Source organism: Ferrimonas sp. (assembly GCF_048263965.1).
GTDB lineage: Bacteria > Pseudomonadota > Gammaproteobacteria > Enterobacterales > Shewanellaceae > Ferrimonas.
Genome location: NZ_JBLXDO010000032.1, coordinates 1 through 26,246 on the forward strand (window position 1 = coordinate 1; position 26,246 = coordinate 26,246).

Here is a 26,246-nt window from a genome sequence, read left to right on the forward strand (position 1 = left end):
ACACAATGATGGGGTGCCGCCTGCGGAAGCCGAGAATCGGGCTAAACAGGTGTCCGGATTTAGTTGACCACTACAGTCTGCGCTGGAGGTTGAAACTCGGGAGGAGTCCATATACGGCATGACGGTGCTGGGGGAGGTCACAGAGTCCTGAGATGGCACCCTGGGAGCTGACAGCACCAGTAGGAAACACGGCTTTTAAGTTCTGGATAAAGTAAGGCCCATAGCGTCAGCTATGGGCCTTATTGCTCGCTGTTAATGTATCGCGTCTAATCCAGCTTGAGGCGCTCTCCCAGGGCGGCTGACAGCCCCTGTCGGCTGACTTTCAATCCCTGTTGGACATACTCCTTTGGCCAGGTCAGATAGCGGCGGGGACGCTTGAATCTGGCCAGTTTGGGGGCGAGAAAGCGATCCATCTCCTCCTGGTCTGGAAGCTGGGCGTTGCCGCGAATTACGGCCACGGGCAGCAGGCCAAAGGTGTCGTCGGGCACGGGCAACACCACGGCGTCATCGATTTGTGGGTGCTGTTTGAGTGCCGCCTCGATCTCTTCCGGCTGAACGTTTTCGCCGCCACTGATGAACATGTTGTCGGCCCGGCCCAGCACCTTGAGGCTCTCTCCGTGCCACTCACCCCGGTCTTTGGTGTGGAACCAGCCCTGATCGTCGAATGGCTGGTTCAGGCTGCCCTCCTGGTAGTAGCCCAAGAAGCGGGTTTCCCCGCGGACTTCGATGATCCCCTGATGAATCCTGAGCTCCCTCCCGGGCAGAAGGGTGCCGGAGAGCCCCTGGTCGTTGGCCGGTCCCGTGGTGATCTGCGAGGCCATCTCGGTCATGCCGTAGCTGGTCAGGGCCCGTATGGGGTGGTGGCTCAGTCGCGTCAGCAGGGCTTGGGGAATGGGGCCTCCCCCCAGCAGCACCAGCTTCAGTGGGGCCATCAATGCCGCACTGTCCTTGGCATCCAGCAGCCAACCGAGCTGGGTGGCCACCAGGGAGAGGTGGCTGACCCGAGTCTCCCTCAGGTTGTGCAGCAGCTCTTTGTGTCTGGGCAACACCAAGGTGGCACCGGCATCCAGGCAGCGGAACATCAGGGCCAGGCCACCGATGTGGAACATGGGCAGCGAGGCCAGCCAACGGTCTCCTGGCGCCAGGGGGATCTGTGCCAGGGAACCGGCAGCCGAGGCGAGGTGATTGCCCAGGCTGTGCATGGCCGCCTTGGGGTGACCCGAGGAGCCGGAGGTGAGGATCAAACTGACCGGTTGCGATCTGGACAGGGGGTTACCGTCATTGGGGGGCAGCCCCTCTTCCAGGCTGAGGCTGGTCAGCCCACCCAGTGACACCCCCTGATGATGCCAAAGGAAGCGGGCGTCGATCTGGTTCAGCAACTGCATCAGTTGGGAGTCGGGAAAGCGGGGTGAGAGTGGCGCGAACACGGCACCGAGTCGAATGCAGGCCAGTTGCAGCAATACCAGTTCCAGGCTGGTGGGACCTACCGCGGCCAGGTGACTCCCCTGCTCCACCCCTTGCCGGATCAGGCGGGTGGTGAGTTCACCCACCCGGCTATCCAGCTGCGAAAAGCTCAATGAACCCTGAGGCCCCTCGATGGCGATGGCGTCGGCAAACTTCTCGGCCCCCTGCCGGGCCAGACAGACTAGCCCTGCCATAAGCATTCCAGCTGATCTTCGCTATAGCAGGGCACTCCCTGTCGCGCCGGCATGATGAGATCGGCCTGGAGGGCATCCAGGGTATCCAGTCCAGGTGACTGGTCCGGGGTCAGCTCCGCCGCCAGGTCCGCCAGGGTACTTAGGCCGAGGTTGGACTCGAAGGCGCTGGAGAGCACCACCTTGACCCCATCGTGATCCGCCTGGTCCACCATCTTGGCCAGGGTATCCAGATCGCCGATCAGCTGGGGTTTAAGCACCAGGGCTTTGACGCCTGGCAGGGGCTGGTATCGATAACCCTCGGCCTGGGTGGTTTCATCCAGGGCCAGGGGCAACCCCAGGGAGGCGGCCAGGGCCAGGTTGGTCTCCAGGCTCGGGGTGGGCTCTTCGATAAAGTCCACCTGCTTCAGGGGGATGGAGGCGGCAAATTCGGTGGCCTGTTGTTCAGTCCAGCGCTGATTGGCATCCAGGCGGAAGCGGCGCTTGGGATCCTGCTCCAGCAGGCTGTAGATGAGGCGGATCTCCTCCTCCACCGACCCTCTCCCCACCTTTAACTTGAGGCATCTAGCATCGATATTGGTGGCTTTATCGACGATCTGCTGTGAAGTGCCGGCAAGCAGCGGGGTGGGTTCGAGGTGAGTCAGCCTGTGAGTCTTGTGCAGCTGCCACAGGGCGCTGGAGAGGGCAAAGCGCACAGAGGGCAGAGTGGCCCCTTCAGGGAGTTGGTCACTCTCCTTGAGGGCGGGCATCAGCAAGAGCAGCTGCGCCTGAGCCTCCGCCAGGCTCTCCCGGGAGAATCCGGGCAGCGGCGCCGCCTCGCCCCAGGCGATAGCGCCGTCGTGCTCCAGCCTGATCAGCAGCCCCTCCCGTTGAGTCAACCTGTGGCCATTGAAGTCGATGGCGCTGTGGAAGGGGATGGCGTAGCGATAGAGGGCAAGGGCGTTCATTGGGGCCTCAGGGGATCAGGGTTTGAATCAGTGTATCAGCAAAGGGGGCCGGGCAGGCACGGTGAACATTGTGACCACAGGGGAAGCTGTGCAGGCTGGTGAGCAGCCCCAGCGAGTCCATCTCCCGGCCCAGGGCGACAAACTTGCTGTCTTCCCGGCCACAGAGGTAATGCACAGGCACAGTCAGCTCAGCCACTGCGGGTCTCAGATCCTGTTGCCAGCCAAGACCGGTGTTGGTGTAGAGGGCCGCCAGGGCTGACGCGTTGTTGCCCAGCCTCGCCTCTATCATCTTTTTTCTGGCTTGGTCGGAGAGGTTGGCAAACACCGGCTGGCGATACCAGCGCTCGAGAAAATCGCCGAGGGAGTGCTGCTGCAGCAAGCGTTGCCACTGGCCATCGGCCTGACGCCGCTGCGCCCTGTCCGACTCCAGCTTAAGCCCTGGGTGGACCGATTCCAGCGTCAGGCTGAGTAGCTGCTCTGGATGGCGCTGGGCAAGATGCAGGGCGATGCGGCCGCCGAGGGAGTAGCCCAGCAGATGAAACGGCGCTTGTGGCAACTGGGATTCCAGATGAAGACACACCTCGTCAAAGCCCGGGCCCTGATTCAGGGGAAAACGGTTGTCACCGTGGCCGGGCAGATCCAGCGCCAGGCAGTGGAACTGCCGCTCTAGCGCCGGCAGCACGGACTGCCAATCCCCGGCGCTGCCCAGAAAGCCGTGGAGCAGTACCAGGGTGGGGCGTTCAGTCGAGGGGGACATCGTTGACCGCCTTGGCCAGTGCCACCAGCAGCTCGGACGATTGTTTGGGTGGTAGGCTCAGTTCGATGAGGGTGGCGCCATTGGTGGTCATGGCTTCACCCAGGCTTTCCCTGAACTCATCCAGGCTTTGGGGGTTGAGGTAGGGCAGCTGGAACTGCTCCGCGGCGCCCTTGAACTGCAGGCCGTGGCCCAGTCGGTAGTAATCCTGGCGCAACGGTTCATTGGGGACCGGCAGCAGGTTGAAGATGCTGCCGCCGTCGTTGTTGATGGCCAGAACCACCATGGGGAAGTCGCAATCCCGGACCAGTGCCAGGGAGTTGAGATCGTGCAGCAGTGACAGGTCGCCGATGGCCAGCACTGTGGGTCGACGGTTGCCCCGGCCCACTCCGGTGGCAGTGGCCAGCAGGCCATCGATGCCGGAGGCGCCCCGGTTGGTGTAGATGGGCGCCGGTGCTGTGGTCGGTGCGGCCAGGGTGTCGAACAGCCGCACCGGCAGGCTGTTGCCGATAAACAGCTGGGCATGGTCCCCCAGGGCCTGACTCAGATGGCGAATGGCCGAGAGTTCGGTGAGTTCACCGTGGCCGTGGAGGCGTTCAATCAGACGATCCAGCGCCCGGCCGGCCTGGTTCAGCTGTGGTGCCCAGAGGGGCTTGGCCGCCTGGGGCCAGGGCAGGGCCATCAGATCCTGAAGGTCCCCCACACACACCAGTTTCGGCTTGTGATTGGGGTCCAGCCTCTGGGGGTGTTGCAGCCACTGCCACTGATTCTGCCACTGATGGCTGTCGATGAAGCTCAGCATCCGTTTGGAGAGGGTGCGGGCGCCCACCAGCAGCAGATGCGCCGCCTCACCCAGAAGTGCCTGGCAATCTTCCCGGTGCAGCAACTGATCGATGTGGTGCACCACGCCGTCCACTTGGCGAAGCTGTGACTGACAGTCGGCCAGCAGGGGCCACCCCAGGCGTTCGGCCAGGGCGACCAGTTGCTGAGGGTCTTGCTCCGGCGGCAGGGTGCCGGCGACGATCACCCCTTTGGCGTCAGCGAATGCCAGACACTGCGCCTCTGTGGGCAGGGCCTTGCTGCTGAGGTTGGCCATAGGGCTCCAGGGGCTATCGCCTTTGAGCCATTCACCCACAGGGGAGAGGTAGTCGCTGAAGTCGGTGCGATCGGCCTTGGGGTAGAGGGGTTCGCGGAACATGCAGTTGACGTGAATCGGGCCTGTGCTGCTGCCCAGGGCATGGTCCAGTTGGGTCAACAGGGCCTGAGGGGGGATGTTCGGATCCGGCGTGGGCAGGTCCACCCTGGTGCAGTAGTCGGCAAAGATCCCCGGCTGAATGATCGCCTGGTTGGCGCCACAGTCGATAAGCTCCGGTGGCCGGTCACCGGTGAGCAGGATCAGCGGCACCTTGGTCAGGAAGGCTTCGACGATGGCTGGATAGAGATTGGCCAGGGCGGTGCCCGAGGTGGTCACCAGGGCCACCGGGCTGCGGCTGGATTTGGCCAGGCCCATGGCCATAAAGGCCAGTCCGCGCTCATCGAAGTGGGTGTGGCGGGTGAGTCCCTGGTGCTCGGCCGCGGCCAGAGTCAGAGGGGTGGAGCGGGACCCGGGGGCCAGGCAGATGTGTTTTACGCCCAGTCGCCACAGCTCCTCCAGCATCAGTTTTGACCACAGAAGGTTTAGATCGGCGATTGGTGTCGTGTTCATAGGCCGTTGAGAATTCCCATAATGGTGGCCAACTTGTTTTCCAGCTCCTGCCACTCCGCTTCCGGATCGGACCCGGCGACAATGCCGGCTCCGGCGAACAGAGTAATGGTGTCGCCGCTGAAGCGGGCGCTACGCAGAGCCACGGAAAACTCGCTGCCCAGACAATTGAAATAGCCGCAGGCGCCGGCATACCAGCCGCGACTGAACCCTTCCCGTTGACGGATAAAGGTCATGGCGCTTTCCCGGGGGAAGCCGCCTACCGCCGGGGTGGGGTGCAGAGCCTGCAACAGTTGCAGGTCGTTGACGCCATGCTTCACCTCCGCCTTGATGGTACGGTGCAGGTGTTGGATGTGGTTCAGCTTCAGAATGGAGGGGCTCTCCTCGGTGCCGACGTAGTCGCACAGGGGCTGAAGCTTCTGTTCAATCAGCAGACGAACCAGCTGGTTTTCGTGCTGGTTCTTGTCATCGTCCAGCAGCGCCTGGGCCAGGGCATCGTCCTCTTCCTGGGTGAAGCCTCGCACTGTGGTGCCTGCCAGAGCCTCGGTACTCAGCTCCTGTTGGCGTCGCTGAAACAGCCGCTCAGGAGAGCAGCTGATGAAACTGTCACTGGGATTCAGCTGGAAGCCGTACTGGTAACTGTTGGGGTTGAGCAGCTGCCAGGCATGCAGCACCGTCCAGGGGTGGGGCTGGTGACTCAGTTGCAGCTGACTCTGACGAGCCAGCACCACCTTGGGGGTATCCCGGTTGAACTCTGGCTCGGTGACCTGCTTGACCAACTTGTGCCAGTGGGACTCCGACGGGGTGTCCTGGCGGGAGAGGATGTGTCCCGGCGCCAGTGGCGGCAGGGGCTTGATCCCCTGGATCTGTTCCAGAAAAGCGGCCGCCGAGGTCAGCTCCTGCAGCCAGGTGTCCGGCTGGCCGTCCAGGTTGAGCAGCAGCTGCGTTTCTTTCTCTCCCTGACGTATCTCCAGCCTTGGCAGGATGAACTGGGCCTGACCGAATGTCTCCCAGGCAGGCTGTTTGGTGTCGAAGGCGATGCCGCCATACCAGCGAAGGCCTGCGTGATTGAGGCGGCAGCACTCCTCATAGAATTCGCTGAGCTGCTGGGAGGGCTGCTGATCGATGCGGCGGGTTTGGCAGGCGCCTATGGCGGCAACCTGCTCTCCCTGATTGCGTCCTCGCCAGTAGATCTGGGGCCATTGCTGCTGAGCAGCCAGCCAGGGAAGCAGCAGGGTGGGCTGAATCGATTCGGAGAGTTGGACCTTGGAGTTTTCCGGTTGCCTGTGGGCTAACTGGGCAAGCCTCGACTGCATGCGACTGATGGCGGTCGAGAGAGATGGCTTATCCATCGCATGACTCCGAAGGTGGTTTGGAAACGTTAAGCTGCTGAAAGTAAGATTCGAAGCAGTTTGCTGTCAAGTGCCGTTCAGCAATGCGTGATCCGGTTGGCGCCCTAGTATACTCATTCACCGCTGTGGGTACAGGGCTCAATCCATCAGTATTGCAGCTCCGATGATCGATGCCAAGGTAGCAAGGAGTTCCTCGCTGCCTAACTTACCGATAAATAGGAAGTTCCAAACCGTTTTGCCCAGAGAGACCACGGCAATCAACACCAGTCCGGAGCGGCATTGCTGTTGCCAGAACACCAGCAATAACACACCGATGAGGGCCGTCAGCCCCAGCGCCACCAGGGCCCGAACCCAGGGAGAGAGGGAGAGCATCGCCCTGCACTCCTCATGCAGTACCTCAGGAAGGTCCCCCTGGTGATAGCGTCGAGGTTGATACCAGACCAGGTAACTGAGGAACGCCAGCAGCGACGACAGCATCCAGGGCAGCTGTTGCATGTAGGCACCGACACAGGCGAGGGTCAGCAGCAGGGGTCTTAGGGTCAGTCCCCGGCGGTGTGAGTGATGAGCGAGTGTGATCATGTCTGCCGTTACAGGTCTTCAGTGTCCCCCTTTTTGTACTCCGGATTGGTCGCGAGATCCGCAATTGCCTCGGATTGGTCGGCAAAACTGTGCGCTAACCCGATGATGTAGCGCAGGTATTCCAACGAGGTAATTTCAAGGTTGCAGAAAAAAGCAGCAAGGGCTCCCCGACGTTAACCTTATCCACCCCCCAGAGAGGACCAGTGGCGACTGGCGGCCAGGGCCCGCTTCCAACCTTTGACCAGGGTCTCTCTGGTTTGGGTTGTCATCTGTGGCTGGAACTGTTGCGGCTCTGTCACCTCACGGGTCAGGGCGGTGAGATTGGGCCAATAGCCACAGGCCAGCCCCGCCAGGTAGGCGGCCCCGGCGGCGGTGGTTTCCACATTGGCGGGGCGAACCACACAGGTATCCAGAATGTCGGACTGGAACTGCATCAGGAACTGATTGGCGGTGGCGCCGCCATCGACCCTGAGCTGGCTGAGCGGCTGGCCGGCATCCTGCTCCATGGCTCTGAGAATATCCATGGACTGGTAGGCGATGGACTCCAGGGTGGCCCGCACCAGATGCTGGCGGTTGGTCCCCCGGGTCATCCCCACCAGGGTGCCCCGGGCAAAGGGATCCCAATGGGGGGCGCCCAGTCCGGTAAAGGAGGGCACCAGATACGCACCCTGAGTGTCCGGTACCGATTGGGCCAGGGCTTCGGTTTCAGAGGCGTGGCGAATCAGCCCCAGTTCATCCCGAAGCCACTGCACGCTGGCGCCTCCCATAAATACCGCTCCCTCCAGGGCATAGTTCACCTCTCCCGGCAGGTTGCAGGCCAGGGTGGTGAGCAGGCCATGATTTGAGGCCACGGGTTTCTGTCCTGTGTGCATCAGCAGGAAACAACCGGTGCCATAGGTGTTTTTGGCCATGCCCGGGCTATGGCAGAGCTGCCCAAATAGGGCCGCCTGCTGATCACCTGCTACGCCACTGATGGGGACCTGGACGTTGCCCAGCTGCGCCTGGCCGTAGAGTTCACCACTGGCTTTGACCTGGGGCAGCATGGACCCGGGGATCCGGAAGGCGCTCAGCAGCGTCTGGTCCCACTCCAGGGTGTGGATATTGAACAGCATGGTGCGGCTGGCGTTGGTGACGTCGGTGGCGTGCACCCTGCCTTCGGTCAGGTTCCAGATAAGCCAGCTGTCGATGGTGCCAAACGCCAGCTTGCCCTGCTCTGCCCTCTCCCTGGCTCCGGGGACCTGATCCAGAATCCAGCTGATCTTGGTGGCGGAGAAGTAGGGATCCAGCACCAGGCCGGTTTTCTGTTTAACCTGGGCTTCGAGTCCCTGGCTTTTCAGTTCGCTGCAGAGCTCGGAAGTCCGGCGGCACTGCCAGACAATGGCGTTGTGGATCGGTTGGCCGGTCTCCCTGTCCCACACCACTGTGGTTTCCCGTTGATTGGTGATGCCAATGGCCGCTACCTGTTGATGACCCACCCGGCATTTGGCCAGCAGTTCGGTGAGGGTCGCCCTCTGACTGGCCCAGATCTCTATGGGGTCATGTTCCACCCAGCCCGGGTTGGGGTAGTGCTGGGTAAACTCCCGTTGAGCGGTGCCGATCACCTGGCCCTGACGGTCAAACAGCAGGGCGCGGCTGGAAGTGGTGCCCTGATCCAGGGCAACGATGAACTGGGTAGATTCAGACATAACTCAATGGCTTGATAGGGTTTTATTTCATACTAGGGCATGTTGGCCACCGCTGTACATCTTTGCGCCAACACCCGACCGGAGTGAGCCAAGCCGCGCAAGCTTCCGTAAACAGATCACTACCCACATGCAATAGGCAACCCCATGTTTGGAGGGTGGCGAGACGACCTGGTTCGGAAACTGATTCTGGAGCGGAGTGACATGAGAAATCAGCTGGATACCCGAAGGTTGCTGCAGGTCTATCAAAAAGTGTGCGACCTGGGTGTCCCCGGCCCGCAGGGATATCAGTTCAAGGGTGTATTGGCCTGGCGTGACTTTGATGGCTACACCCTGTTTCTGTCGGACCAGGTTGTGACCCTCACCCTGCTTTTTCACAACAGATACCAGCTGGATTACCCGGATGGTGCCGCCCTGGATCAGTTTCTGGTGCGAATCGAGGCTGTGGCAACCGCTGCATTAACGGTCAAGTCCTGACAGGCTGGGGTTGAGCGGTTTTTGTTCAGCCTCTCACTCGTCTGCATGGCCAATGTGACCAAAAAATGAAGCAGTTTCATAACGAATAATTTACTGATCTGCATCAAACAAATGCGCAAGTGAGGGGAGCATTATGGAATCAGACACCCAAGGAGGAATGCGTGATGATAATTCAAGACCACAGCCTGGTTAACGAGTTTCCCAACCAGGTGGAACTGATTCAGGAACTGAACCTCTCCGACGATACCTTCCATAAGCTGTACAATGAATATCACGAGCTGGACCGCGAAGTCCGCCGCATCGAGGAGGGCCTCGAAAACACCACAGACGAGTACCTTGAGAGCTTGAAGCTTAAGCGCCTAACCCTGAAAGACGATCTCTACAGCCGGTTAAAGCAGGCAGAAAGCGCCTGATCCGACCGTGTCATGTCGCAGGCTGGGGTGGTCCCGGCCTGCCCTACTCTTCCAAAGTAAACCCGACCTTCAGTGTCACCTGCCAGTAGGCCACTTTACCGTTCTCTATTTGACCCCGTGTTTCCACCACCTCAAACCAGCGCAGATTGGCTACCGTCTGATGGGCCCTGTCGATGGCGCTGTTGATGGCGTCTTCCATGCTGGTCCGCGAGGAGCCCACCAGCTCCAGTTTCTTATAGGTGTGATTGCCCATGGTCACTCTCCTCTGAACAAAGTTTCAGTATAGGTGACGGATCTGAATTGATTCTTTTCAAGCGTCCGGCTGATGAAGCGGCATTGAGGCTTGTTTTGGGCAGGTGAGAGAGTGCAGGACGGCTTTTCTCTGGAGAGAGAATGCTATTCAAGATGCTGGAAACTATAAAGTTACTAAAATTTGTGCGTTGTCTCAGAGAAAGATAACTCAAACGTGAATTATTTCTATTTGAGGTGAAAACGGCGAGCTAGGTCAAAGAATTTTTGAAGGCAGTTAGTATACTCAACTGAAAATGATATCAATTCTTGTTTGTAGTTGGGTGCCGCAATGGTTTTATCAGATTTAGATCAAGGGCAAGTGGGCTGTGTCGCTAGCTTGGGCGACCAAACCATGTCGCTTGCACTTAAGCGTCGCCTCATGGCGTTGGGTTTCACCAAAGGCAGTGAGGTTCGTATGGTTCGCTCTGCGCCCCTGGGCGGTGCCGTTCAGTTAAAGGTGCGGGGAGCCAGCCTCTGTCTCAACAACCGCCTGGCTGCACAGATTCACGTAGAGGTTTAACAAGTGTCTAAAGTACTGCGTTGCGCGACCGTTGGTAATCCCAACTCCGGTAAATCAACTCTGTTTAATGCCCTGACTGGTAATAACGTGTCTGTCGGTAACTGGGCAGGTGTCACCGTCGACAAGAAAGTGGGTAAGTTGGATCTGGCTGGAAAGAGTGCAGAGATTACCGACTTGCCGGGCCTTTACGATTTGGAAGCCGCCGATGGTGATGCGTTCATCGATGAAAAGATCAGTCGTGAATTCCTGCTTGGGCAGGAGATTGATCTTCTGGTTAACGTTGTGGACGTGTCCCAACTGGAGCGAAACCTCTATCTGACCACTCAGCTTCGTGAATTGAATGTTCCCATGCTGTTGGTACTGAACAAGTGTGATGTGACCGAGCGTCGCGGTATTAAGGTTGATACCGACGCCCTGGAAAAGCGCCTGGGTTGCAAAGTGGTGCAGATCAGCGCCAAGACAGAAGCCGGTCCCAAACTGGTGAAAGAGGCTATGTCAGCCATGGCGAAGGCCAATGAGGCTTGCGAACCTCTTGCCATCGATCTGGGGGCCGCTGTTGAGCAGTCTGTGACTGAGCTTGGGGGAGGCCGAGCCAGTGCCATTACCCGCCTTCTGTCCCAGGCTGATGAAGCAGCCCAGCAGGCGTCCAATAGGCTGGTGGCGCAGGATATCTCCCCCGCCGAGCATATCGCCGATCGCCGTTACCAGTTTATCGGTGAACTGATTCAGTCGGTGCTCTCTAAGCCTTCTGTTATCAAATCAATGACAGAGAAGCTGGACCATTATGCCCTGAGCCCCATGACTGGGGTGCCGATCTTCCTGGGTATGATGTACCTGACCTTTATGTTTGCCATTAACATCGGGGCCTCCTTTATCGATTTCTTCGATATTGTCGCTGGCGCTATTTTTGTGGATGGTTCTGCCCTGCTGCTGGAGAGCGCGGGTCTGCCTGACTGGGTTGGTGCCATTGTGTCTGACGGCGTCGGGGCTGGTATCCAGACCGTGGCGACCTTTATCCCTGTTGTGGCCTTCCTCTATATCGCTTTGAGCATTCTGGAAGTCTCCGGTTATCTGGCCCGAGCCGGTTTCGTCATCGAAGGTGTAATGCAGAAGATCGGTCTGCCTGGTAAAGCCTTTGTGCCCCTGATTGTTGGCTTTGGCTGTAACGTGCCTGCCGTAACAGCAACCCGGGCTTTGGATACCAAGAGAGAGCGTATTGTAACGGCCATGATGGCACCCTTTATGTCCTGTGGTGCTCGTCTGCCTGTATATGCCCTGTTTGTGGCGGCGTTTTTCCCTGAAAATGGCCAGAACCTGGTGTTCGCCCTGTATCTGATCGGCATCGTGGCGGCCATCCTGACGGGCTTGCTGCTGCGCCATACCCTGCTGCCCGGTGAAGCCAGCCAGGGCTTCATGGAGCTGCCTGACTATGAGATGCCGACTCTGGGCGCCATCGGCCGCCGCACCTGGCAGCGCACCAAGCAGTTTGTTCTGGGCGCAGGTAAGACCATCGTTATCGTTGTCACCATTCTGAGCTTCTTTAACTCCATGGGTACCGACGGCAGCTTTGGCAACCAAGACTCTGAAAACTCTGTTCTGTCTGCGGCAGCTCAAGTTGTGACCCCAGTGTTTGATCCCATGGGTGTCAAAGAGGAAAACTGGCCTGCCACCGTTGGTGTAATTACCGGTATCTTCGCCAAAGAAGCGGTAGTGGGTACTCTGAACAGCCTGTACAGCCAGGGTGGTGAAGAGGAAGCCGGAGAGTTCAGCCTGATAGGTGCTGTAAACGAAGGTCTGGCGACCATTCCCGAGAATATGTTCGGTATTGCCTGGGATGATCCTCTGGGCCTGAACATCGGTGACGCTCAGGATACTGACGCCATGGGTGAAGAGTTTGGTTTCGAAGCGGCGACCCTGAAGAATCTGGAAGCCCAGTTTGAAACCGGTGCGGCTGCCTTTGCCTACCTGCTGTTTATCCTGATGTATACCCCCTGTGCCGCAGTGCTGGGTGCCATGGCCGGTGAGTTTGGATCTCGCTGGACCGCTTTCAGCGCGGTGTACACCTTTGTAGTAGCCTACGCGACAGCGACTCTGTTCTACCAGGCTTCCCGCCTGGTGGAAGAGCCAGCTCATGCCCTGTTCCACATCGGCATCATTCTGATGCTGCTGGTGGCGGGTATCGCTTACTTGCGCAAAGTGGGCAAGCGCAGCCAGATGGGTGTCGGTGACATTCCGGTAGCCATTCAAGAGTAAGTCAAACTACTGATATAAGGCAGCCCTAGGGCTGCCTTTTCTTTTTGTGTCCGATTCGGTGTATAAGGGGTCATTGAAGCGGGAGAGACTATGATGAGATGGGTATCTGCCACGGCTGTGGTGCTGGCGTTGTTGGGCTATGCCCTGTTCCAACTGGGGGCTGGCGGTCGGCTGGCGGCTCAGTTAAACCAGCAACACAACAGTGATGTGGTGCTCTACAGTGCCAGCTGGTGCAGCGCCTGCGCGGCCACACGCCAGTTTCTGACCAACAACCACATCCCTTTTGTGGAACTGGATATGGAGCAGGATCCACAGGGCTCTCGGGAGTTCGCTCAGTTTGGTGGTCATGGTATCCCTCTGGTGCTGGTCAAAGGCCGGGCCATTCGCGGCCATCAGCCCCAGCTGCTGATTCAGTCCCTCAGGTAGAGCCGTCCCAGCCATACTCCTTCAGTTTTCGGTAGAGGGTGGCTTTCCCAATGCTGAGAATTTTCATCGCCTGGGCCTTGTTGCCTTTGCAGGCCCTTACCACCGACAGAATGTACTCCCGTTCCATCTCCTCCAGACTGAGGGCGTGGGCGGCGATCCTCTGGGGCAGGCCCATGGGGGCGTTCAGGGAGGGGGGCAGGTCCTCGGTGGTGATCTCCCTGCCGTGGCACAGGGCGGTGCAGTACTCCACCACATTCTGCATCTCGCGGATGTTGCCCGGCCAGGGGTGGTTCTCCAGGATTCGGGTTACCTTCTTGGAGAAGCCCCGAATACTCCTTCCCATCTGTCGATTTTTGCTCTCCAGAATGGAGCGTGCCAGGGGCAGGATATCCTCATGGCGCTCTCTCAGGCTGGGAATCTTCAGCTCAACCACGCACAGGCGGTAGTAGAGATCCGCCCGGAATCGCCCTTCGGCCACCTCCTGTTCCAGGTTCCTGTTGGTGGCGGCGATGATGCGCACATCCACCTTGCGGCTGTGATTCTCTCCCACCCGGCGTACCTCCTGCTCTTGCAGGGTGCGCAGTAGCTTGAGCTGCATGGCTGGGGAAATTTCACCGATTTCGTCGAGAAACAGGGTACCCAGGTGGGCCTCTTCGAACAGGCCGGCCCGGTCCCGGTCGGCCCCGGTGAAGGCACCGCGCTTATGGCCAAACAGCTCGCTCTCCAGCAGGGTTTCGGTGAGGGCGCCGCAGTTGATGGCGACAAAGGGCTTGGCGGAGCGGTTGGAGCGCTCATGGATAAAGCGGGAGAGTCGCTCTTTGCCGACACCACTCTCGCCGGACACCACTACGGAGGAGTCCACCTTGGCCACCCGGGCGGCCAGTTGGATCAGCCGGGTCATCTCCCGGTTCTGAGTAATGAAGCCCTCGACGGTCTGAGGCTGATCGCTGAGCTCTGTCTGCCTGGCCCTGAGTGCCTTTTGGGTCAGTTCCAGCCTCTTGGTGAGCTCCTTGAGTAGGGAGTCGGAGGAGGCCATGGAAAAGAAGGGCTTGTGCGGTTCCAGCTGCTCGCCCCAATCCTCTTTGAATTTGCCGATGACCCGGCAGTAGGGGTCCCCCTTGCCAGTGCACATATCCTCGATGAAGTAGACCTCCCGGTTGTGCTTCCAGGACTCAAATCCGCTGGCGAAGCCAGTCAGGGTCCAGCACACGGGATCGTCGGACTCACCGATGCTCAGCTGATGCTGCTCCGCTTCATAGGAGTTGTGCCAATGCACCTCCAGCAGGGCGTTGTCTCCGCCACTTCGGGGTTTGAAAGCAAAGGTCTTGGTGATGCCAAACAGCATGTGCAGATTCGAACCACTTTGGGGGTCCATGTAGGCTTCAGGAAACTCATTGCTGAGGATCTGCCCGGTTCGCCAGCCGTGGGCGTAGCCAAAGCGGGTCAGGATGCAGCGGGCGACAAAGGTGCCAAATTGATCGATGAGTTCTTTTCTTAACAAGCCCAGGGCGACGGCATCAAATAACACCATTCTCTGGTCTTTAAATTTAATTAACCCTTCATCCGGAAGAAAATCAAGGAACTCTCTTGGGTTAATTTCACTACTTAGCATAAATACGCCCCTTCTTATTCCTGATAAAGGGTTTCAATTTGAAACCCTGGTTTCTTCTTGGAACCAACGCAGATCACGAAAGCTGTGTGTGGGTTCATATAAATCAATTGGTTATATGTTTGGCACAAAGGCTGCAATCTCATGGTTGATGTTGGGAAGGGTACTTTCTGACGCATCGTTCTTTTTTGCCTTGGTCATTGGCTGGTATTTGTCAGCGATATATGAATACCGTCAAAAAAGGATAACAAAAATAAAACTCTTCGGTGTGATGAGCATCGTTATGCCGAGATGATGAGGATTACATTGTGAAAAATATGAAGAAACTCTCAGTTCTGGTGGCTGCGTCTCTTTTAAGTGCCGGCAGCTGGGCGGCAGACATTGTTAAAAACGTCGACGTTGTGGTGGTGGGGGCCGGTGCCAGTGGCCTGGCGGCCGCCGTGGAAGCCCAAGAAGCGGGCCTGAAGACCGTGCTGCTGGAAAAGATGCCCAGCATCGGTGGCTCAGCCCTGTATATCGAGGGGACTTTCGCGGTGGAAACCGACCACCAGAAATCCATGTATGTGGGCTTGGACAGAGACTGGGCTTATAAGAACCACATGGAGTTCAACCATGGTTTCATTAATGGTCCCCTGATCCGTCGCTGGATCAACAACTCAGCCAACAGCATCGAGTGGATGGAAGATCACGGCGTGACCTTCCACGACGTGCGTACCCTGTTTACCGATGGCTACCGCACCTGGCACATCTTCAAAGATGGCAAAGGGGTGGAGTTTGTGAACCAGATGGCCAAGTCCTTCAAGGAAGCGGGCGGCACCATTCTGACTGAAACCCCCGGAACCGAGATCATCTACAAAGGCGGCAAGGTCACCGGCATCATGGCGGAGGACGGTGAGGGCGAGACCTACCAGTTCAATACCAAGGGTGGCGTGGTGGTTGCCTCCGGTGGCTTCATCAACAACCCTGAAATGCTTGAGAAATATGGTGTCCGCGCCGATTACGCCATCGTGGGTCCCAAGTCCGGTCGCGACGGCGACAGCCTGAAATGGTTTGACGAAGTGGGGGCACGTTACGAGGGAATGAGCACCCACCTGGCCATTGGTGCCTGGCTCTCCGGTAAAGATCCAAACACCCAGCTGAGCATGCCGGAACACACTACGGTCTACTCTCAGCTGGCCTCGCTGCTGCGCCAGCCCTATATGTGGGTGGCCAGCGATGGCAAGCGCTTCATCGACGAGTCCCAGGCACCCCTGTGGTACAACACCGGCCCGGCGGTTGAGCGTGTCGGCGGCTCCTACTTTGCCGTGTTCGATGACAACCTCAAGGACTACATGATGAATGAGGGGATCGACATCTCCCACTCCGACTGGGTTCGTGTAGGCCACAAGCTGGATCTGCTGGAGGAGGGGATCGAGGTCGGTCAGAAGGAGGGTTACCTCTACGTTTCCAACACCATCGAAGGCCTGGCCAAGAAGATGGGCGTGGACCCGGTTGCCTTCAAGAAAACCGTCGAAGACAACAACCGTTATGCCCAGAACGGCCTGGATGAGGAATTCCCCAAGGATCGCAAGTATGTCCGTCCCATCAGCAAGCCTCCCTACTTTGCGGTTAAGGGCGACAACGCCACCCTGATCACCCTGGGCGGCCCAACCACCAACACCGAAATGCAGGTGTTGCGCCAGAAGGACATGAAGCCGGTTGAAGGCCTCTACGTGGTGGGCTGTGAGGTGGGTGGTGTCTACGGTGACTCCTACAACCTGACCCTGGAGGGTATGGCTTCCTCCTTCGCCATCAACTCCGGCCGCTTCGCCTCTCAGCACATCGCTCAGAAGCTCGGCAAGATGTAATCCGCTTCGGGCCCGGCCGCTGGTCGGGCCCATCTATCCTGTTTCAAGGGTTTAACAATGAAAAAAACTGCACTGACTGTGCTGGCGGTGGCCGCACTGGCCTTCTCTCTCAATGGGGTGGCCAAGGAGCATCTGGGTGATCGCCATGCTGGCCTGGGCATCGAGTGTGCCGACTGTCATCAGACCGAAAAGCCCACCAAACGTGCCAAGAGCAAGACCTGCAAGGCTTGTCACGGTGACAAGGTGGAGTTACCCATCTTCCAGGCGGAGGAGCGCAGCGTCGACTTCCACGAGTCTCCCCATGGCAAAGTTCGTTGCACCAAGTGTCACCTGGCTCACCAGGAGCCGGTGATGTACTGCAACGAGTGTCATGCATTCAACAAACAGGTTCCCTAGGAACACCTGCCCGGGTTGCGCTTTGACGGTCTCGGCAACGCCTCTGGAGGGTCACACGCAGCCCTTTGGGCTGGCGGAGTAAAGTCATGGCGGGGCGCAACCTGTTTTCCACTCTCGTTGGCATCAACTTCCTGACCACCCTGGGTCTGGGCGTAACCGATGCCTTCTTTTCACTCTATCTTACCGACCTTGGGATCAGGGGCGGGTTTCTGGCCCTGGTGCTGACCCTCTATGCCGGCTCCAAATGTCTGTTCAGCCCTATGGCTAGCTGGTGTCTGTCGCGTCTGGGGACCAGGCGCAGCCTGCTGCTCTGCCTGTCGGGACAGCTGCTGATCGCCTTAGGCTTCCTGGCTCTGGATCACCTCTACGCCATCGCATTGTTGCGTATCCTCCAGGGGGGATTGTCGGCCCTGTTCAGGCCATTGATGCTGGCCCTGGTCAGCGATCTCGCTGAGCCTCGTCGCCGGGGGCAAACGGTGGCACGCATTGACCTGGCGTTCTACTCTGCCCTGGCATTGGGACCCCTGCTGGGAGGGGCCTTAGGGGACCACTTTGGTTACGCCGGAGTCTATTGCCTGCTGGCGTTGTCGGCGTCTTTTTCCCTGGGCCTGGCCTTGACGCTGCCCGGCGAGACCGGTCGCCCAGAGAAGCTGCCGCCCTCCCGGAGGCCGGTTTTGGGGATGGTGCGGCTGTGTCGCGATCCAGCCTTGCAGAGTCTGTTGATCTACATCTTCACCCGCACTCTGGGCATTGCCCAGGTCGGCCTGTTCTGGCCCATGATGCTCAGGGATGAGATAGGACTCAGCCTCAGCCAAACTGGCACCGTGCTGGCGGCCAACAGCCTGATGACCTTGGTGCTGCTGCAAACGGGCGGGTGGCTCAGTGACCGATGCTGCCGTTACCTGATGATGGTGGGGTGCACTGCCGGTACGGCACTGGGGTTGCTGCTGATGGCTGTGGTGCAGGAGTATGCTCAGGCGCTGTTGCTTGGCGCCTGGCTGGGCGGGCTGACGGCCCTGGCCCAACCGGCGTGCACCTCGTTGCTGCTGCAACAGGGGGAGCGCTTCGAGCGGGGAGTGGCCTTAAGTGTGTTTTATCTGGTGCTCAATCTGGGGTTTATCTTTGGTCCCCTGCTTGGTGGGAGCGTGCTGGCAAGCTGTGGGCTCAGCGGCGTCTTTGTTGTGACCGGGCTGCTTACCCTCATCGCCTCCCTATTCCTGCTGGTTCGTTTTTCCTCTGCGTCGCCATCTGGGCGGGGAGAACACTGGGCCGCTGGGGCTGAACACCGGCGTCAACCTGGCGGGTGACTCTGGCTCTGTGGGTTGTATCTTGGGGCCGGTTGCCCCTGAGCAGGCGGTGGCAATCAGCACCGTGTTGCCTTGGGCATCGGTCAGCAGCATCTGAGACCAGGTTTTCACGGCAGGACTCCTTGAGTCGATGACTGGAGAGGCGGTTGGGAGCCTGAGCTCCCAACCAGGTTGGGTCAGAAGGATTTGGTGAAGGTCAGTACCAGAGACTCCCCTTCGGCGGTGTTTTTGCTGTCGAACTCGCTGTGGAAGCGCAAGTTGGCCTGCAGCAGCCAGGGCAGGTACATCACATTCAGCTCAGCACCCAGACCAAAGGAGCGTTTGCGCTGGTTAGCAATGGAGCTCGCCCCATCCTTGCTGTCGTCGCTGATCTGCCAGCCTGCGGAGTAACTGACGCCGGGGCGGATCAGCCAGTGATTATCCAACAGGATGTTTTTGCCCACACCTCCTTCCAGGCAGAACTCCATCCCGGGTCTGATGCCGGTGTCATCCTGGTGTCCATGCCACAAGGTGCGGGACAGGGTGCTGAAGCTCCAGCTGCGATCATCGTCGAAGAAGTAGGTGCCGCCGGCGGTGATCATTCCCGACCAGTAGCCATAACCCACGGATTCCGGCTTGTCGGCACTGTAGTCGCCGGTGGGCGCGATGGCGGCGATGGCCAGAATGGCGTCGAAGCGCGGGTTGAACCAGAACAGGGCCAGGGGCTCGATGACGATGTCGCCCACTTCAAAGCCGGAGGAGGCATCGAAGGCGCCGCCGATGGCGATCTCTTTGTCGATGACCGGCACGATCAGGTTATAGCCCCAGTTGGCGCCGAAGATCTTGGTGTCGGTAACGTTAACGAACCGGTGGGCCTGGGCAAACACCTCCAGGCTGAAGTCCATCTGCTGGGCATCGCCGTTATCATCGGTGAGGGTGTCTGCGTCATACCAGGTGTTGTAGAGCCGGTAGTGCATCCCAGGTGGCGGCGGGGTTCCCGCTTCGACCCCTTCTCCTCCGAGGGAGTAGTGCGATCCCGAGGTGGCGGCCAGTGCGCTGCCCATCATCACCATGGGCAATGCCAGGACGGCGGTACGTTGTAGGCATTTCATCATTTTTCTCTCCAGAGCTGTCTCAGGGGACAGCCAACCCTGTGTGTAAGGAATCGGGCCCTCTCATCGACTCGGCATGTCAGGGATACCCACAAGGGGCTCAATAGCTGGGGCCCGACACTGAGGAGTGCATGGTTTATGCCACTGATTTGACGCCTAAAAGCATCCTCATGGGTCTCACAATGGGCGTTTTTTTGATGTCCGGATTCTCAGGATGAAACCCGAGTCTTACTTTGATTACTGGGTGTTTGTTCAGTGTTTACCTGCTTCTGTGGCTTTGGACGTAACTGCCCTCTCCGCAGCCTGGGACACTTTTTCAGGTTCTAACTGGATTACACTGATGCCATCTTGAGTTGGGGGACAGTTATGAGCGGCGAATATCTATTTTCCTATGGCCTGGGTATCCTGCTGACACTGTGGGTGCTTTGGGACCTGGTGAGCGGCAGTGCCTATTTGTGGCATCGGCATACCCGGTCTGACGAGCCCGGCCTCTACTGGCTGGCGATGCTGCTCTGGAGCGCCCTGGCAGTCACCTGTTTTACCTACCCCTACTGGAGCCTGTAAGGCTTCACCACCAGCCTGTTTGATTACCAGCTGGACATCGGTGTGCTGATGGATGAGACGCCCGCGGCCAGCGGCAGCGGGGTCATTCGCCCGTTGCCCGAGGGAGAGTACCTCTGCTGTCGGGTGGCCCTGGCGTCGGAGACTGCTTACTTTGCGGTGTGGGACAAGCTGCTCCAACAGGTGGTGCAGCTGGGGCTGGACCTGCCGGATGAGGGGGTGGCGGTGGAGATCATCGAGAACCCCTCTGAGATGAGCCGAGATGTGTGGGTGATGACCATCCAGCTGCAGGTGGACAGGGTTGAATAACGCCTGGGTGATTGGCACAAAAAAGCCGCTCAAAGGAGCGGCTTTTTGCTTTCTGTTTCTGCGCTTAGCGCATGGTAACAAACTCTTCGGCGCTGGTGGGGTGCAGGGCCACGGTGTTGTCGAAGTCCGCCTTGGTGGCGCCCATCTTGATGGCCACGGCGAAACCCTGAAGGATCTCATCCATACCGAAACCGATGCCGTGCAGGCCGACGATCTTCTCCTCGGGGCCGGCGCACACCAGTTTCATCTGGGTCTGTTGGCGGTGGGCGGTGACCGCGGTGTACATGGCGGCAAAGCCAGAGGTGTACACCCTGACGTTCTCCTCGCCATACTGCTCCACGGCCTGAGGTTCGGTGAGGCCGATGGTGCCGATGGCCGGATGGCTGAACACTACGGTGGGGACCAGGGAGTAGTCCATCTTGGCGTTGGGCTGGTTGCCGAACAGGCGCTCGGACAGCTGGCGACCCGCCTTGACCGCCACTGGAGTCAGCTCGATGCCCCCCTCCATGATGTCACCCACGGCGTGGATGCCGGGCACATTGGTGTTCTGGAATTCATCCACCGGGATAAAGCCACGCTCGTTGACCTTGACCCCGGCCGCCTCGATGTTGATGACGTCGGTGGCGGGTTCGCGGCCGATGGCCCAGATCAGGCTGTCCACATTGAGGCTGTTGCCGTTCTCCAGCTTCAGGGTCAGGCTGCCGTCTGCTTCCTTGACCACCTCGCTGGGGATGGAGTGGGTGTGCAGGGTGGGCCCCTCCTTCTCCATCAGCTCCACCAGGGTCTGAGTGATCAGCGGATCGAAGCTGCGCAGGGGCGCATGCTTGCGCACCAGCAGGTGGGTTTCGCTGCCCAGGGAGTGCAGTACCCCGGCCAGTTCCACGGCGATGTAGCCGGCGCCAATCACCGCCACCCGCTTGGGCTGCTCGGTGAGGGCGAAGAAGCCGTTGGAGTCGATGCCGTGCTCGGCGCCGGGAATGCTGGGGATGGTGGGGCGACCGCCGGTGGCGATCAGGATGTTCGGGGCGGTGTAGTGCTCGCCGTTCACCTCGATGGTGCGCTCATCGACAAACTTGCCGAAGCCATTGACCAGGGTGACGCCGTTGGCGTCCAGGCCACGGTTGTAGCCGCCGTGGATGCGGTCGATGTAGGCCTCGCGGCTCTCCACCAGCTTGCCCCAGTCGAACTTGTTGAGGGTGAGGTCGAAACCGTAGTCCGGCCCGTACAGGTTGACCGCTTCCGCCACCTGGGCGCCGAACCACATCACCTTCTTCGGCACGCAACCGACGTTCACGCAGGTTCCACCTAGGTGCTTGGCCTCGATAAGCAGCACCTTGGCGCCGCGCATGGCGGCCCGGTTGGCGGAAGCGATGCCGCCGCTGCCGGCACCGAGAACGATATAGTCAAATTGCTGAGCCATGGGAAAAATCCTTTGATGGTGAGCTGTAAATTGGCATAACTAGCCTAAGTTGTACTCTGATCTGGGGCCGGTCTCAAACGAAAACAAGGGATTGATTCAATCGGTTTAGGCGGAGGCACAAGGCCTCCGCCGAAGGGGCAGTTAGCCGCACCGGTTCCTTCGGGCCTAGCCCTTGATGGTGTAACTGCCCTTGATGGTGAGGGTCACCTCCACCGGCTTGCCGGAGCGGTTTTTCCAGTACCAGCCGTGGGAGCCGGCGAAGGGGGTGGTCAATGAGCCCTTCATCCTGTCTGAGGTGGTGATGGCAAAGCTCTCGAAGTAGCCGGTGGTGTCGCCTTCCGGTTCGCCGTGGAAATCGAAGTAGAGGGGAGTGCCGTTGGTCTGCCACTCGTACTCCAGGTGGGCGTACTGGTCCATCAGCAGCTTGTATTCCAACCCCTTGCCGGCGGGAATGGAGATGCTGACCTGGTCTTGACGCTGCGCCTTGCTGCCCCGGTCGAACTGGGGCTGAGCCAAGAGCACCTCCTGCTGGGGGGCTGCCTGGGCCTCGGACAGGACGGTCAGGCCCAGGGCGCTGCCGGCACCCGTGGGGTCGATGCCGTACTCGGCGGGCAGGATGCAGGTGGTCAGAACCACTGCTGCCAGGGCGGAGGCTGCGATGCTGGCTTTCACCAGAGTGGCGGCGGAGTGCACAGGAATCTTTGGTTGAGTCATGGGGTTACCTCTTTATCTGTCTAGTTGGTGAAGTAGCCGGTGAGCTGAAAGCCCATCAGCATCAGGCCGCCACTCATCAGCAGGGTGTTGCTGACGGTGGCAAACTGGAAGTAGCTGGGGTGACGGCGCCAGGCGCTCATCAGGATCAGCACCAGCCCCAGGGCGGCAAACTGTCCCAGCTCCACCCCCAGGTTGAAGGCGAGGATGTTGGCCACCAGGCCGTCGTCCGGCAGCTGGAACTCCTGGATCTTGGTGGCCAGACCGAAACCATGAAACAGGCCGAAGATGATCACCGCCGCCTTGGTGTTGGGCTGGTAGCCCAGCAGTCGCTTGAAGCCGCCCAGGTTGTCGAATCCCTTATAGACGATGGAGAGGCCGATGATGGCGTCCACCAGGTAGGGGTTCACCTGGATGTCTGCCAGCACCCCGTACAGCAGGGTGATGCTGTGGCCCAGGGTGAACAGGCTGACGTAGAGCAGCACATCACGGGCGCGGAACAGGAAGAAGATCACTCCCACTAGGAACAGCAGATGATCGTACCCGGTGACCATATGTTTGGCGCCGATGTAGAGGTAGGGGATCAGGGCGATCCCCTGGCTCTGGGTCAGGAACTGGCGGGTATCCTCATCCACCCCGTGTGCCCACAGGGAGAAAGAGGTCAGGGTGGCCAGCACCAGTACCAGGGTTCTTGGCCATAGAGATGGCGTCATGAAAATGCTCCATTTTTATTGATCTGGACGGGGGCTGAGCCCCCGTCTCTTTGTGGTTATGGCGATACCTTAAGCGGTCTCAGCCTCGGCAGCGACCACTTTGCGGTCGGACAAGCGGTAGACCAGCAGATAGAGCACCGGCAGCACCAACAGGGTCAGCAGGGTGGAGGAGGCGATGCCGCCAATCACCACTGTGGCCAGCGGCCTCTGCACCTCGGCGCCGGTGCCGCTATTCAGGGCCATGGGCACAAAGCCCAGGCTGGCCACCAGAGCGGTCATTAGCACGGGGCGCAGTCGCTGGCTGGCCCCCTGTCGCACCGCCACGGCCAGGGCCATCCCCTTCTCCCTCAGCTCCTTGATGAAGGAGAGCATCACCACCCCGTTCAGTACGGCGATGCCGGAGAGGGCGATGAAGCCCACGGCGGCGGAGATCGACAGCGGCATCTCCCTCAGGGTCAGGGCCAGCACCCCGCCCGTGAGGGCCAGGGGCACCCCGGTGAAGACGATGAGCGAGTCCCTGACAGAGTTGAAGGCGCTGTAGAGCAGGCCGAAGATCAGTGCCAGGGTCAGGGGCACCACCAGCATCAGTCGCTGGCTGGCGGATTCCAGTTGCTCGAAGGTGCCGCCATACTCCAGCCAGTAGCCACTGGGCATCTCCAGCTGACTGGCCATCACCCCTTTGGCTTCGCGGATGAAGCCGGCCAGGTCCCGCCCCTCGACGTTGGCGGTGACGATGACGTGGCGTTTGCCGCTCTGACGGTCAATCTTGTTGGGGCCCACGGTCTGCACCAGTTGTGCCACCTCTCCTAGGGGCACATAGGTCAGCTCCGGGGCTTCGGCGCTGTCCACCGGGATAGGCAGGTTGGCCAGCAGGGCCAGATCCCGGCCTATCTCCTCCTCCATGCGCACCATCAGTCTGAAGCGTTTGTCCCCTTCATAGATGAGACCGGTCTGGGTGCCGGCGATGGCGGTCTGAACCTGTCGCTGGACATCGGCGATGGTCAGCCCCAGCAGGGCCAGGTGATACCGGTCCGGCTCTATGGACAGCATGGGCAGGCCGGACATCTCCGACAGGCGCACATCCTTGGCACCCTTGATGGCGGCCATCAGGCCGGTGGCCCGCTCTCCCGCCTCCTTGAGTTGTTCCAGGTCATCGCCGTAGATCCTCAGTGCCACGTCGGTGCGCACCCCGGCGATCAGTTCGTTGAAGCGCATCTCAATGGGCTGGGTGAACTCATACTTGTTGCCCGGAACCTCCTCCACCAGTTCTCTGACTTCGGAGACAAACTGCTCCTTGCTCTTGGCGGGGTTGGGCCACTGCTCCTGAGGCTTCAGCATCAGGTAGGTGTCTGCCACGCTGGGGGGCATGGGGTCGGTGGCCACCTCAGGGGTACCGATCTTGGAGAACACCCGCTCCACTTCGGGCAGGGTGGAGATGATGCTTTCCAGCTCCATCTGCATCTTGACCGACTGCTCCAGGCCGGTGCCGGTGATCCTCAGGGCATGGACCGCCAGGTCCCCTTCGTCCAGCTGGGGTAGGAACTCGGCGCCCAGATGGCGCACCTGCCATCCAGAGGCGAGCACCAGTCCCAGGGCCAGGGTGAGCAGCAGGGCGGGGAACTTCATCCCCTGGGTCAGCAGCGGCAGATAGAGGCGGCGGGCGCCGCGCATCAGCCAGTTCTCCTCCTCATTCACCTTGCCGCGCACCAGCAGCGCCACGGCGGCGGGGACAAAGGTGACGGCGAAGATCAGCGCGCCGAGCAGGGCGGCCACCACGGTAAAGGCCATGGGGTGGAACATCTTCCCTTCCACACCGGAGAGGGCAAAGATGGGCAGATACACCAGCATGATGATCAGCACGCCGAATACCGCCGGGCGGAACACTTCCCGGGTGGCGCTGGCCACCACCTGCAGCCGCTCCTCCAGGGTGAGCAGGCGGCCATGCTGCTTCTGGGCCAGGCCCAATCGCCTCAGGGCGTTTTCCACCACGATCACCGCGCCGTCGACGATCACCCCGAAATCGATGGCTCCCAGACTCATCAGGTTGCCGGACACCTTGTTGGCGGCCATGCCACTGATGGCAAACAGCATGCTCAGGGGGATCACCAGGGCGGCGATAAAGGCGGCGCGGAAGTTGCCCAGCAGGGCGAACAGCACCACGATCACCAGCACCGCCCCTTCGAACAGGTTTTTCTCCACGGTGGCGATGGTCTGGTCCACCAGGGTGGTGCGGTCGTACACCGCTTCGACCACGACGCCCTGGGGCAGGCTGGCGTTGACCTCCTCGAGTTTGTCACCCACCGCCTTGGCCACCAGCCGGCTGTTCTCGCCGATCAGCATGAAGGCGGTGCCCAACACAGTTTCCTTGCCATTCTGGGTGGCTGCGCCGGTGCGCATCTCCTTGCCGTAGAACACCCGGGCCAGGTCACGAACCCGCACCGGGGCATCGTCGCGCTTGGCAACCACTACGTCGCGGATCTCATCCAGGTTGCTGAGCTGGCCCGGGGAGCGCACCAGCCACTGGTTGCCATTGCGCTCCACATAGCCTGCACCAGCATTGAGGTTGTTGGCCTCCAGCGCCTGGATCACATCCTCCATGGTGAGGGCGAAGGAGAGCAGTTTTGCCGGGTCCGGCGCTACCTGGTACTCTCGCTGGTAGCCGCCGATGCTGTTGATCTCGGTCACCCCGGGCACTTTCACCAGTTGGGGCCGGATGATCCAGTCCTGGATGGTGCGCAGATCTTCGGCGTTGTAGGGGGTACCATCCTCCTTGAGGGCGCCCTCTTCGGCGCTGACGGTGTAGGTGAAGATCTCCCCCAATCCGCTGGCCACCGGTCCCAGGGCCGGCTCAACTCCGGCGGGCAGATCGCTGCGCACTCCCTGGAGACGTTCGCTGATCTGCTGGCGGGCCCAGTAGATGTCGGTGCCCTCCTCGAAGATCACCGTCACCTGGGAAAGGCCGTACTTGGAGACCGAACGGGTGTAATCCAGGCTGGGGATGCCCGCCATGGCATTCTCCACCACGTAGGTGATCCTCTGCTCCGACTCCAGTGGCGAGTAGCCCGGAGCCATGGTGTTGACCTGGACCTGAACATTGGTGATGTCCGGTACGGCGTCAATGGGCAGTTTCAGGGCGTTGAACACCCCGAAACCGGCGATGGCCAGGGTCAGGGCCAGTACAAACCAGCGCCTGCGCAGGGCGAAGGCGATTATGCTATCCATTATGCCTCC

The 26,246-nt window shown here is 59.9% G+C and carries 23 protein-coding genes and 1 pseudogene; 10 read left to right on the plus strand and 14 right to left on the minus strand.

The window, feature by feature from the left end; all coding sequences use genetic code 11:
* Positions 1–266: 266 nt before the first annotated feature.
* The 7 genes from menE to glpK form a co-directional block, all read right to left on the minus strand.
* On the minus strand, positions 267–1,658 hold the full coding sequence (gene menE, locus ACN0RV_RS18650) for an o-succinylbenzoate--CoA ligase (protein WP_417350011.1): 1,392 nt from the start codon (positions 1,656–1,658) through the stop codon (positions 267–269).
* The gene (gene menC, locus ACN0RV_RS18655; protein ID WP_417350013.1) at positions 1,646–2,602 is read right to left on the minus strand and encodes an o-succinylbenzoate synthase; all 957 of its coding nucleotides are present in this window, start codon (positions 2,600–2,602) and stop codon (positions 1,646–1,648) included. Before menC ends, menE begins: the two co-directional genes overlap by 13 nt.
* 7 nt (positions 2,603–2,609) lie before the next feature.
* Positions 2,610–3,359: a 2-succinyl-6-hydroxy-2,4-cyclohexadiene-1-carboxylate synthase gene (gene menH / locus ACN0RV_RS18660; protein WP_417350015.1), complete on the minus strand. Its 750-nt coding sequence runs from the start codon at positions 3,357–3,359 to the stop codon at positions 2,610–2,612.
* A complete protein-coding gene (gene menD / locus ACN0RV_RS18665) occupies positions 3,343–5,061 on the minus strand; it encodes a 2-succinyl-5-enolpyruvyl-6-hydroxy-3-cyclohexene-1-carboxylic-acid synthase (RefSeq protein ID WP_417350017.1) in 1,719 nt (572 codons plus the stop codon). Before menD ends, menH begins: the two co-directional genes overlap by 17 nt.
* Positions 5,058–6,410, minus strand: coding sequence for an isochorismate synthase (locus tag ACN0RV_RS18670; RefSeq protein WP_417350018.1), 1,353 nt, complete (start codon positions 6,408–6,410; stop codon positions 5,058–5,060). Before ACN0RV_RS18670 ends, menD begins: the two co-directional genes overlap by 4 nt.
* A gap of 138 nt (positions 6,411–6,548) precedes the next feature.
* Positions 6,549–6,989: a hypothetical protein gene (locus ACN0RV_RS18675; protein WP_417350020.1), complete on the minus strand. Its 441-nt coding sequence runs from the start codon at positions 6,987–6,989 to the stop codon at positions 6,549–6,551.
* Positions 6,990–7,168: 179 nt separating this feature from the next.
* The gene (gene glpK / locus ACN0RV_RS18680) at positions 7,169–8,674 is read right to left on the minus strand and encodes a glycerol kinase GlpK (RefSeq protein ID WP_417350022.1); all 1,506 of its coding nucleotides are present in this window, start codon (positions 8,672–8,674) and stop codon (positions 7,169–7,171) included.
* Positions 8,675–8,875: 201 nt separating this feature from the next.
* On the opposite strand from glpK, the gene ACN0RV_RS18685 reads away from it, so the two are divergent.
* Both ACN0RV_RS18685 and ACN0RV_RS18690 read left to right on the plus strand, forming a co-directional pair.
* Positions 8,876–9,148 carry a DUF3081 family protein gene (locus tag ACN0RV_RS18685; RefSeq protein ID WP_417350023.1) on the plus strand — a complete coding sequence of 91 codons (273 nt, stop codon included), beginning with the start codon at positions 8,876–8,878 and terminating at the stop codon, positions 9,146–9,148.
* A gap of 164 nt (positions 9,149–9,312) precedes the next feature.
* On the plus strand, positions 9,313–9,561 hold the full coding sequence (locus tag ACN0RV_RS18690) for a YdcH family protein (RefSeq protein WP_417350059.1): 249 nt from the start codon (positions 9,313–9,315) through the stop codon (positions 9,559–9,561).
* 43 nt (positions 9,562–9,604) lie between these two features.
* Here ACN0RV_RS18690 and ACN0RV_RS18695 read toward each other — a convergent pair whose 3' ends face one another.
* A complete protein-coding gene (locus tag ACN0RV_RS18695) occupies positions 9,605–9,814 on the minus strand; it encodes a dodecin (protein WP_417350025.1) in 210 nt (69 codons plus the stop codon).
* Positions 9,815–10,141: 327 nt separating this feature from the next.
* On the opposite strand from ACN0RV_RS18695, the gene ACN0RV_RS18700 reads away from it, so the two are divergent.
* The 3 genes from ACN0RV_RS18700 to ACN0RV_RS18710 all read left to right on the plus strand — a co-directional run bounded on the left by ACN0RV_RS18700 (position 10,142) and on the right by ACN0RV_RS18710 (position 13,051).
* A complete protein-coding gene (locus tag ACN0RV_RS18700; RefSeq protein ID WP_286341030.1) occupies positions 10,142–10,372 on the plus strand; it encodes a FeoA family protein in 231 nt (76 codons plus the stop codon).
* A gap of 3 nt (positions 10,373–10,375) precedes the next feature.
* Positions 10,376–12,625: a ferrous iron transport protein B gene (feoB, locus tag ACN0RV_RS18705; protein ID WP_417350027.1), complete on the plus strand. Its 2,250-nt coding sequence runs from the start codon at positions 10,376–10,378 to the stop codon at positions 12,623–12,625.
* Between the two features lie 90 nt (positions 12,626–12,715).
* The gene (locus ACN0RV_RS18710; RefSeq protein WP_417350029.1) at positions 12,716–13,051 is read left to right on the plus strand and encodes a glutaredoxin family protein; all 336 of its coding nucleotides are present in this window, start codon (positions 12,716–12,718) and stop codon (positions 13,049–13,051) included.
* Here ACN0RV_RS18710 and ACN0RV_RS18715 read toward each other — a convergent pair.
* Complete coding sequence (locus tag ACN0RV_RS18715; RefSeq protein WP_417350031.1) at positions 13,044–14,663, minus strand: sigma 54-interacting transcriptional regulator; 1,620 nt, start codon at positions 14,661–14,663, stop codon at positions 13,044–13,046. The genes ACN0RV_RS18710 and ACN0RV_RS18715 overlap by 8 nt on opposite strands.
* A gap of 314 nt (positions 14,664–14,977) precedes the next feature.
* On the opposite strand from ACN0RV_RS18715, the gene ACN0RV_RS18720 reads away from it, so the two are divergent.
* From ACN0RV_RS18720 to ACN0RV_RS18730, 3 genes and pseudogenes are all read left to right on the plus strand, one after another.
* The gene (locus ACN0RV_RS18720; RefSeq protein ID WP_417350033.1) at positions 14,978–16,507 is read left to right on the plus strand and encodes an FAD-dependent oxidoreductase; all 1,530 of its coding nucleotides are present in this window, start codon (positions 14,978–14,980) and stop codon (positions 16,505–16,507) included.
* Between the two features lie 57 nt (positions 16,508–16,564).
* Positions 16,565–16,903 (plus strand): cytochrome c3 family protein, encoded by a 339-nt coding sequence (locus ACN0RV_RS18725; RefSeq protein ID WP_417350035.1) that lies wholly within the window; start codon positions 16,565–16,567, stop codon positions 16,901–16,903.
* Positions 16,904–16,956: 53 nt separating this feature from the next.
* A pseudogene (locus ACN0RV_RS18730) lies at positions 16,957–18,210 on the plus strand (MFS transporter); the annotation flags it as partial.
* A gap of 176 nt (positions 18,211–18,386) precedes the next feature.
* On the opposite strand, the gene ACN0RV_RS18735 reads toward ACN0RV_RS18730, so the two are convergent.
* Positions 18,387–19,304, minus strand: coding sequence for a SphA family protein (locus ACN0RV_RS18735; protein WP_417350037.1), 918 nt, complete (start codon positions 19,302–19,304; stop codon positions 18,387–18,389).
* A gap of 363 nt (positions 19,305–19,667) precedes the next feature.
* On the opposite strand from ACN0RV_RS18735, the gene ACN0RV_RS18740 reads away from it, so the two are divergent.
* Positions 19,668–19,865: a hypothetical protein gene (locus ACN0RV_RS18740; RefSeq protein WP_417350039.1), complete on the plus strand. Its 198-nt coding sequence runs from the start codon at positions 19,668–19,670 to the stop codon at positions 19,863–19,865.
* Between the two features lie 48 nt (positions 19,866–19,913).
* Entirely contained in the window at positions 19,914–20,171 is a 258-nt protein-coding gene (locus ACN0RV_RS18745; protein WP_417350040.1) for a hypothetical protein, read from the plus strand.
* A 64-nt stretch (positions 20,172–20,235) separates the two neighbouring features.
* Here ACN0RV_RS18745 and gorA read toward each other — a convergent pair whose 3' ends face one another.
* The 4 genes from gorA to ACN0RV_RS18765 form a co-directional block, all read right to left on the minus strand.
* Positions 20,236–21,591 carry a glutathione-disulfide reductase gene (gene gorA, locus ACN0RV_RS18750; RefSeq protein WP_417350042.1) on the minus strand — a complete coding sequence of 452 codons (1,356 nt, stop codon included), beginning with the start codon at positions 21,589–21,591 and terminating at the stop codon, positions 20,236–20,238.
* Between the two features lie 165 nt (positions 21,592–21,756).
* On the minus strand, positions 21,757–22,305 hold the full coding sequence (locus ACN0RV_RS18755; protein WP_417350044.1) for a hypothetical protein: 549 nt from the start codon (positions 22,303–22,305) through the stop codon (positions 21,757–21,759).
* Between the two features lie 20 nt (positions 22,306–22,325).
* Positions 22,326–23,015, minus strand: coding sequence for a HupE/UreJ family protein (locus ACN0RV_RS18760; protein WP_417350046.1), 690 nt, complete (start codon positions 23,013–23,015; stop codon positions 22,326–22,328).
* Positions 23,016–23,084: 69 nt separating this feature from the next.
* Entirely contained in the window at positions 23,085–26,237 is a 3,153-nt protein-coding gene (locus ACN0RV_RS18765; RefSeq protein ID WP_417350048.1) for an efflux RND transporter permease subunit, read from the minus strand.
* Between the last annotated feature and the right edge of the window lie 9 nt (positions 26,238–26,246).